Here is a 6,662-nt window from a genome sequence, read left to right as displayed (position 1 = left end):
TGACTAACCCTTTAGGAATCGTTGTTCATCGAACACCCTCTGATGCTTGAGCATGAAGTAGGCGGCCCGGCCGAGCTTGTGGGCCAGCGCGGACAGCGCCTTGGGTTTGTTCATGCGTTTCTGGAGTTTCTGCAGGTAGCGCTGTGCTTTGTCATTGCCCCGCAGGTACAGCACCGCTGCTTCTGAGAAGGCCCACTTCAGGTGGGCGTTGCCGATCTTGTTGCCCTGAGTGCCGTAGACTTTGCCAGCAGACTCGGCTTTGCACTTGATGAGCCGGGCGTAAGAAGCAAATTTCTGCACCGTCTCAAATCGCTGGATGTCGCCGATTTCGTAGAGCATTGTCAGGGCTAGAATGCGGCCTACGCCAGGAATGGTTCGCAAGACACTCAGGGAGGTAGGGTCGTGTTGCTTGGCCTGCCGTTCGAGGTGTTCTTCCAGCTTGCTGAGTTCCCGGTGATAGCACTCGATGATGGCCAGGTCGAGATCGATGTTGTGTTGGACATCCCGGTCGGCAAACGTCGCCCGGACTTGCTCCCGGGCCCCGACGTTCTTTAGATTTACCTTATTGGGCGGCAGGTTGTATTGGCTGGTGGTATTCACCACATGGGCCTTGAGCATGGCCCCGTGCTGGACGATGCGGGTGCGTCTGCGAAGCAAGTCCCGGGTTGCTCGCATCTCCTTGGGATACACGTAGGCCAGCGGGAAGTTGCCGCCCTTCATGAGCATGGCGATTTTGAAGGAATCGATGCGGTCATTCTTGGTTTTACCGCCGTGAATGGCCTTCATATACAGGGCGTGGCCCAGGATAAAGTGGATGCCGTGTTCTTCACACAGATCCGAGATCCAGTACCAGCAGTGCATGCATTCAACACCGACCACAAGGTCATCTCGAAAGGGTTCGAGTAGTGCCAGTAGCGGTTCCGGTCGGGCCTTGATCTCTTTGTGCAACAGCACCTCGCCTTGCTGGTCGAGGATGCAAACGTACAGGCTGCGGGCGTGCAGGTCGATTCCACAATAGTGACGGTGAGTGCTATGGTAAAAGTTCATGAGTCTTCTCCCTTGTAGTGCTTGGTCGCCTTCCAGCTTAGCGGGTAACCGCTGGGCTGGGGAGAAGGCTCAATCAGTATCAAGGCCAGGCACGGCGACGCCTTTTTCGTTGCGGCTTCGCCTCCACTACAAAGGCGCGCATGCTGGCAGCGTTATGGGTAAGGAGGCCTATTGAATATCCGCTTTTCTGTTCTTGTATCTCTCGCCTGCCTTGTCGGGTGTTCGGGGGACTACCCGCATGCCGATCAGGAGGTAGGTGAAAATGGGGAGCCTCCAAAAGCTCTTGAGCAGCGCTATCAGCGGCAATTTCAGGCCGACGAAAAAAATTATGTTTTAGCTCTAGGCCGAATCCACGCTTTTCTGGTTGAGAACCGATTTTTGACGAAGTACACCGACTGTTTTGATGATGTTCTGGATATTAGGAAGCGAAAGAAAGGGTTCTCCTGCCTGGTTCTCCGTGCGGAGAAGGGCCCACCAACCAAAGTGTATTTCAGAGTCATCGTAGATGAGGTAAATTTCAATCAGTTAGATGACCACAATCGGCTGCTGTACTCCGTAGAGATATATTCGATAGATCCTGACCTTGGGTGGGGAATAACGGAGCTTCTTCGGGATTTCGGCTCAGAAGTCGCATCGAGTTTGGCTGAACTCCACTCTGGATCGTTGGGAGATTATGGAAGCGACCGCCCATAACCAGTGCAGGCACGGCGACGCCTACTACATTGCGCCTTTGGCGCCATTCCGCAGGCGCTCATGCTGCAGGCGTTATGTTTTTGGCAGGGCAGGCTCAAGTCCAAGGTGATCGACAAAAGGGAGAAAGTCGCGATCTAAAAACAGCAGAGGTAGCCGTTTTTCTATGCAGAACGTAGCAATTATCACGTCGGCGGTTTTTCTGATAGTGATGCCTTTTTTACGTAGCGCACGGTAGTTTTCGGCGCACTTTGCTGCCATTTCTTTGCCAAACATTTCGTGCTGATCCAGTGCTAGCAGGCTTTGCCTGGTTTGGCGATATTGTTTGTCGTCGCGGATGCCTTGCAGGATTTCCAGAAAGATGAGGTCGCCGATAGCAACTAAACCTTGAACTATCGAGCTGTCTAGCAGATCAGTGTGCGAGTTTTCAGCCCCATTGAAATAGTCGATCCAGACGCTGGTATCCACCAAGATCATTCGGCACTCCGCATTTCATTTAGATCGCCTTCCCACTTGATCTTGCCACGCAGCTTTCGAATCTCCTGCTGTTTGCTAAGCTGAACTAGCAACTTCAGGCCTTGCTCAACCGCCTCTTTTTTTGTTTCGTAGCCAGAAGCTTTGAGGGCTTCGGCCATTAACTGGTCGTCAATGACGATATTAGTTCTCATGATGCACCTATGTGTATGGAGTTCGATTTCTATACACAATTTAGCACCTCAGAGAGGACATAACAATCGGCTGCACAGCGACCGGTTTTCCGCCGCTTCGTGGCTCCAAATCGGCGCGTGAGCCAGGCGATAGGTCGCGTGCCGCCGCGACCTGATCCGGTGTTGGACGAGCCCGGTGCTTCATTATTAAGGAAATAGCGGCGGAGAACTCAGAGGTGCTTTGGCCCTGGCTTTGGGCGGCCCCTTTTGTCAGGCCGGAGTTACCCGGGGCCGTCGGTGAGGCCGACAGTCGGTGGCCCTGGTCGTGGTGTTATAAAGTGCTTTGCCTCCTCCTTCTGGATGACGGTGTGTGGCCCAGTAACGTCGTAAGGCCTTGAGCGTCATCAGAGGTAAAGGCACGAACCGATCCTTTTTGCCTTTGCCGCAGCGCACGTGGACGCGCATCAGGTGACTGTTGACATCGGCGATGGTCAGGCTCAGGGATTCGCTCAGCCGCAGTCCCAGGCTGTAGGTGGTGTAGACCTGGTAGCTGAGTTTGCGGGTGTGGCTGATCAGGCGCGCGATCTCATCCAGGGAGAGTACATCCTGCAGGGTCTGAACCTTGGGCGGCTTGACGATGGGAACATACTCCTAGCCTTCTTCATTTTGGTTGGGTTAGTGCAAAGGCCTTGGCTGGCGACGATACCCGTCCGGTCTGGAGTGAAAATCCCAAACGGTCACACCAAACTCTTCGAGTGTGGAGCGCAACAATGCCGGATCTGTCTCCGCTTCGGCATACTGAGCACCAGCGCGGGCCGCGATGTGTCCGTTAAGGCCCAGAATTCGATCCACCTGAATCAGCGCCCCTACGGCGGTTAAGTGTGTCTGTCCTTCTGGGTCGTCAATCTCCATTCGTCTGTAAGCGTCACTGCTGTCGCTCTCTCGTCCGACAACTTCTATTGCTATGCGATGGTGATCTCCAGTTCCGGGGTTATAGAGTATCGCGCGGCGCAAAAATGTGAACTGGTCACCGCTTATGGCTTGCCAGATTCCAGTGCGAATCAGCATTCTCAGTAACCTGGTTGCCATCACGCTGCTAAACGCAATGCGGGTGGAGACTGAATTAGCACCAGTTATTGCGGGCAACGTCAGTTGGTCTGGAGCGTCGAAGCGGTAAACGGCAACATCTCCTAACTCCTGGAAGTGTGCCAGGCGTCCATCGGTGAATGACTTTTTCTGTTTACGCAGCCCCCCTTCCATTACTTCGAAGGGTAACTCCAGTCGATCCATGTACTCTGTCGAATTGGGCCCCGCTTTATCGTTCATACCATAGAGCACATCAATAGTGATGGAGTCGGTCACCATACCCATACTGGCTCCACGCGCCAGAGTGGCCGCCACTGCCGCCATCCAGGACGAAGCAAAAACCACAGGTGAGGATAGGGAAGACGTTGACTGCAGTGCGGGCAACATGGCCACGGCATGGCGTACCCGCTCCGTCCAGCGCGTAATGTCGAGATAGGGAATATTTCGGCGCAAACAGGACGAAAGCAATTGATCGCGAGAGTCATTTGTCAGCGACACCACCAAATGTGGCGTTTCTTGCACATTTGCGAGTGGATCCGAATCGTCTGTGTTCAGCGTTATTGCCGAGGCATTCGGTAGGGTGCTGGCTAGCGTCTGCGCACGCTCCAAAGCACGACCACCGATGATCAGACGATAATTCGGGTGACGCTGGCTGAGCATAACGGCGAGTTGTGTGCCGACAATGCCGTACCCTCCGGCTAGCAAAATTGAATTAGGCATGGCATTCTCCTTTTAGGTCGATCGACCAATTGAAGTTTGATATTAGGTATTCTGACCTAATCTTTCAATGTGTTTCTTCACCGAGTAGAGGCCATGGTCGCGAATAGTCAGATGAGTCCCCCCCCCCTAAGCCCGAAGGGGCGCAAACGTCGTGAAGAAATACTAGAAGCTGCGGGGAGTATTCTCGAGGAAGAGGGTTACGCGGGGTTTTATACGCGGAGTATCGCTGCAAGGCTGGGCATCCGGCTGTCTAATGTGCAGTACTACTTCCCCACCCGAGAGTCACTTTTGGAGGAGCTGTTCCATCATGCTCTTGAAGCAGCCGCAATGGAGCTTGAGGAGCCAGCTCAGAGAGGCGGTCTAACACCTCTCATCCGCTTCATCCTGGCAGATCAGCAATCTCCGCGTAGTTGTCGAATGTTCTGGGAGTTATGGGCAATAGCTGGGCGTGACCCTGAAGCCTACTCTGTCATGTCTAACTATTACATTGCCTACCGGGATGCCCTTGCAACAGCCATAGCCATGGAGGCGCCGCAACTGGAATCCGATATACTCAAAAAGCGTGCGTTGCTGGTTATGTCGTTACTGGAAGGGGTGTCGCTGTTTAGAGGGGAACGCAGAAAATTCTCAGGCGTGGGTCAAGGGTTTGATGACGATATCATCCAAGCTGTCTATACACTGGCCTTGGGGGCCGCCTCCCCAATAATACCCGAGACTTCTTGACCGCTACAGGTAGGGAAGCGCGCCCGTCAGGAACTTGTCGCAAGGCTCATGCGCTGTAGATGCTATGCCCCATCCAGCCCATTTGCAGGCTTGCGATACGTCGTTGGTTCTAGTGTCTCGAGCACCAAGGGAAAAGCTTGAGCAGTACAGGTCGCGGATGGGCTGGACTACACCTATTCCATGGTATTCGTCGTACGAGAGCGACTTTAATTTCGATTTTGGTGCAACAACCGACAAAGGCGAAAAGCACGGTGTTAGCGTTTTTATTCGCGATGGAAATGACATTTATCGCACCTACTATACTGGCGCACGTGGAGTCGAATATCTCGGCAGTCTCTGGGCATACTTAGACTTGACCCCTTTGGTCGACAAGAAAACAGGGAAGATTCTCCGGAAGGATGGCCGCAGACTGAGCCGTATATATGGAATCGCCGCCACGACGAGTACGATGTTTGAGATTCCGCATGCACACATAACAAGCGCAGGTTGTCGGACAGTTACTGCGCATAATAGCTGAAGCCAGGCGCTGGCTTTAAACGGGGCTGGCGGTTAACGAGCGATGTATTGAAGGAATTCTCATGTCTGATTATGTTGGTTCTTGTTTGTGCGGTACCGTACGGTTTGAGATAGACGGTGGGTTCGACAGTTTCTACCTGTGCCATTGTCGGCATTGTCAAAAAGACACAGGTTCCGCTCATGCGGCTAATCTATTCTCAAAGTCCGCCAAGCTAACCTGGCTTGCTGGCACTGAATCGGTGTCATCCTTTACGCTACCCGGTACCCGCCACAACAAAAGTTTTTGTAAGCGGTGCGGTTCAGCCTTGCCCGGCACCCAGATTGCTGGCTTGCTTGTTGTGCCTGCTGGGTCTCTGGACACTGAAATAAGTATGTTGCCAACAGCGCATCTTTTTTCAGCAAGCAAGGCAGTCTGGGATGACCGGCTGGGGGAGGTGCCAGCCTTCAAAGGGCTTCCGGAGTAACGGTTGGTTTCCGTTCAGTGGTTTTTACGCGTAAGCAGAAGGGAGTTAGAGATGGACAGCGACAGGCAAATTGAAAACCTGGTATACGAATGACCCGAAAGGTTCTGATTATCGAAGATAATCCTGGCATTGCTGAACTGGTGCAGATGCAGGTTGCCGACCTGGGGATGCAGGCGGTGTTGGAAGCCCGGGGCGATACGGGCCTGAGCCGATTCCGCCAGGGTGGTATTGACCTGGTGGTGCTGGATCTGATGCTGCCGGGGTTGGATGGCCTGTCGGTATGCCGGGAAATCCGTGCTGGTTCGGGGTATGTGCCGGTGCTGATGCTGACTGCGAAAAGCACAGAACTGGATCGGGTGTTGGGGCTTGAAATGGGCGCAGACGATTACCTCACCAAGCCGTTCAGCGTAGCGGAACTGCCAGCGAGAATTAAAGCCTTGTTCCGGCGGGTGGATGCCTTGGCACAAAGTGCTGAACCAACGGGAGACATTCAGGAAATCGAGGTGGACGGTCTGCGGATTGATCCGGTTCGGCGGCGCGTGTTTGTTGCCGGGCAGGAGGTGGATCTCACCGCCCGTGAGTTTTATCAGGCCGCTGATGCCTCGCGTATGGGCCATGTCGGGTTGGGACTGGCCATTGCCCATCGCCTGGTTGCCCTTCAGTCTGGCGCGCTTTCGGTCAGTAATGCCGATGGCGCGGTGTTTTCGGTTTGGTTGCCCCTGGCTGGTCTGCACCGGGGTTCGGAAGCGTAGGTTCTCTTGAGCGTTAT

At 53.9% G+C, this 6,662-nt stretch carries 10 protein-coding genes; 5 read left to right on the top strand and 5 right to left on the bottom strand.

Translation table 11 applies throughout. The features are described from left to right. Window positions 1–3 precede the first annotated feature (3 nt). Complete coding sequence (locus C7H09_RS19640; RefSeq protein ID WP_106765747.1) at window positions 4–1,047, bottom strand: IS110 family RNA-guided transposase; 1,044 nt, start codon at window positions 1,045–1,047, stop codon at window positions 4–6. A gap of 171 nt (window positions 1,048–1,218) precedes the next feature. On the opposite strand from C7H09_RS19640, the gene C7H09_RS19635 reads away from it, so the two are divergent. Then, on the top strand, window positions 1,219–1,740 hold the full coding sequence (locus C7H09_RS19635) for a hypothetical protein (protein ID WP_106765746.1): 522 nt from the start codon (window positions 1,219–1,221) through the stop codon (window positions 1,738–1,740). 72 nt (window positions 1,741–1,812) lie between these two features. Here C7H09_RS19635 and vapC read toward each other — a convergent pair whose 3' ends face one another. The 4 genes from vapC to C7H09_RS19615 all read right to left on the bottom strand — a co-directional run bounded on the left by vapC (window position 1,813) and on the right by C7H09_RS19615 (window position 4,190). Continuing rightward, window positions 1,813–2,214: a type II toxin-antitoxin system VapC family toxin gene (vapC, locus tag C7H09_RS19630; protein WP_106765745.1), complete on the bottom strand. Its 402-nt coding sequence runs from the start codon at window positions 2,212–2,214 to the stop codon at window positions 1,813–1,815. Then, complete coding sequence (locus C7H09_RS19625) at window positions 2,211–2,405, bottom strand: type II toxin-antitoxin system VapB family antitoxin (RefSeq protein WP_106765744.1); 195 nt, start codon at window positions 2,403–2,405, stop codon at window positions 2,211–2,213. Before C7H09_RS19625 ends, vapC begins: the two co-directional genes overlap by 4 nt. A 249-nt stretch (window positions 2,406–2,654) precedes the next feature. Further along, entirely contained in the window at window positions 2,655–2,969 is a 315-nt protein-coding gene (locus C7H09_RS19620; RefSeq protein ID WP_420844208.1) for a tyrosine-type recombinase/integrase, read from the bottom strand. Window positions 2,970–3,059: 90 nt separating this feature from the next. After that, window positions 3,060–4,190, bottom strand: a complete 1,131-nt coding sequence (locus tag C7H09_RS19615) for a saccharopine dehydrogenase NADP-binding domain-containing protein (RefSeq protein ID WP_106765743.1) — start codon at window positions 4,188–4,190, stop codon at window positions 3,060–3,062. Between the two features lie 111 nt (window positions 4,191–4,301). Between C7H09_RS19615 and C7H09_RS19610 the strand changes: the two genes are divergently transcribed. The 4 genes from C7H09_RS19610 (at window position 4,302) to C7H09_RS20465 (ending at window position 6,645) form a co-directional block, all read left to right on the top strand. Then, the gene (locus C7H09_RS19610; protein WP_165794850.1) at window positions 4,302–4,913 is read left to right on the top strand and encodes a TetR/AcrR family transcriptional regulator; all 612 of its coding nucleotides are present in this window, start codon (window positions 4,302–4,304) and stop codon (window positions 4,911–4,913) included. A gap of 64 nt (window positions 4,914–4,977) precedes the next feature. Further along, window positions 4,978–5,430 carry a DUF899 family protein gene (locus C7H09_RS19605; protein ID WP_206074367.1) on the top strand — a complete coding sequence of 151 codons (453 nt, stop codon included), beginning with the start codon at window positions 4,978–4,980 and terminating at the stop codon, window positions 5,428–5,430. Window positions 5,431–5,491: 61 nt separating this feature from the next. Next, complete coding sequence (locus C7H09_RS19600; protein WP_106765741.1) at window positions 5,492–5,893, top strand: GFA family protein; 402 nt, start codon at window positions 5,492–5,494, stop codon at window positions 5,891–5,893. A gap of 89 nt (window positions 5,894–5,982) precedes the next feature. Further along, the gene (locus C7H09_RS20465) at window positions 5,983–6,645 is read left to right on the top strand and encodes an ATP-binding response regulator (RefSeq protein WP_106765740.1); all 663 of its coding nucleotides are present in this window, start codon (window positions 5,983–5,985) and stop codon (window positions 6,643–6,645) included. The last annotated feature ends 17 nt before the right edge of the window (window positions 6,646–6,662 follow it).

The organism is Marinobacter fuscus (assembly GCF_003007675.1).
Lineage (GTDB): Bacteria > Pseudomonadota > Gammaproteobacteria > Pseudomonadales > Oleiphilaceae > Marinobacter > Marinobacter fuscus.
Note: the sequence above shows the minus strand (reverse complement) of the source record. Positions and strands in the feature narration are given on the sequence as shown.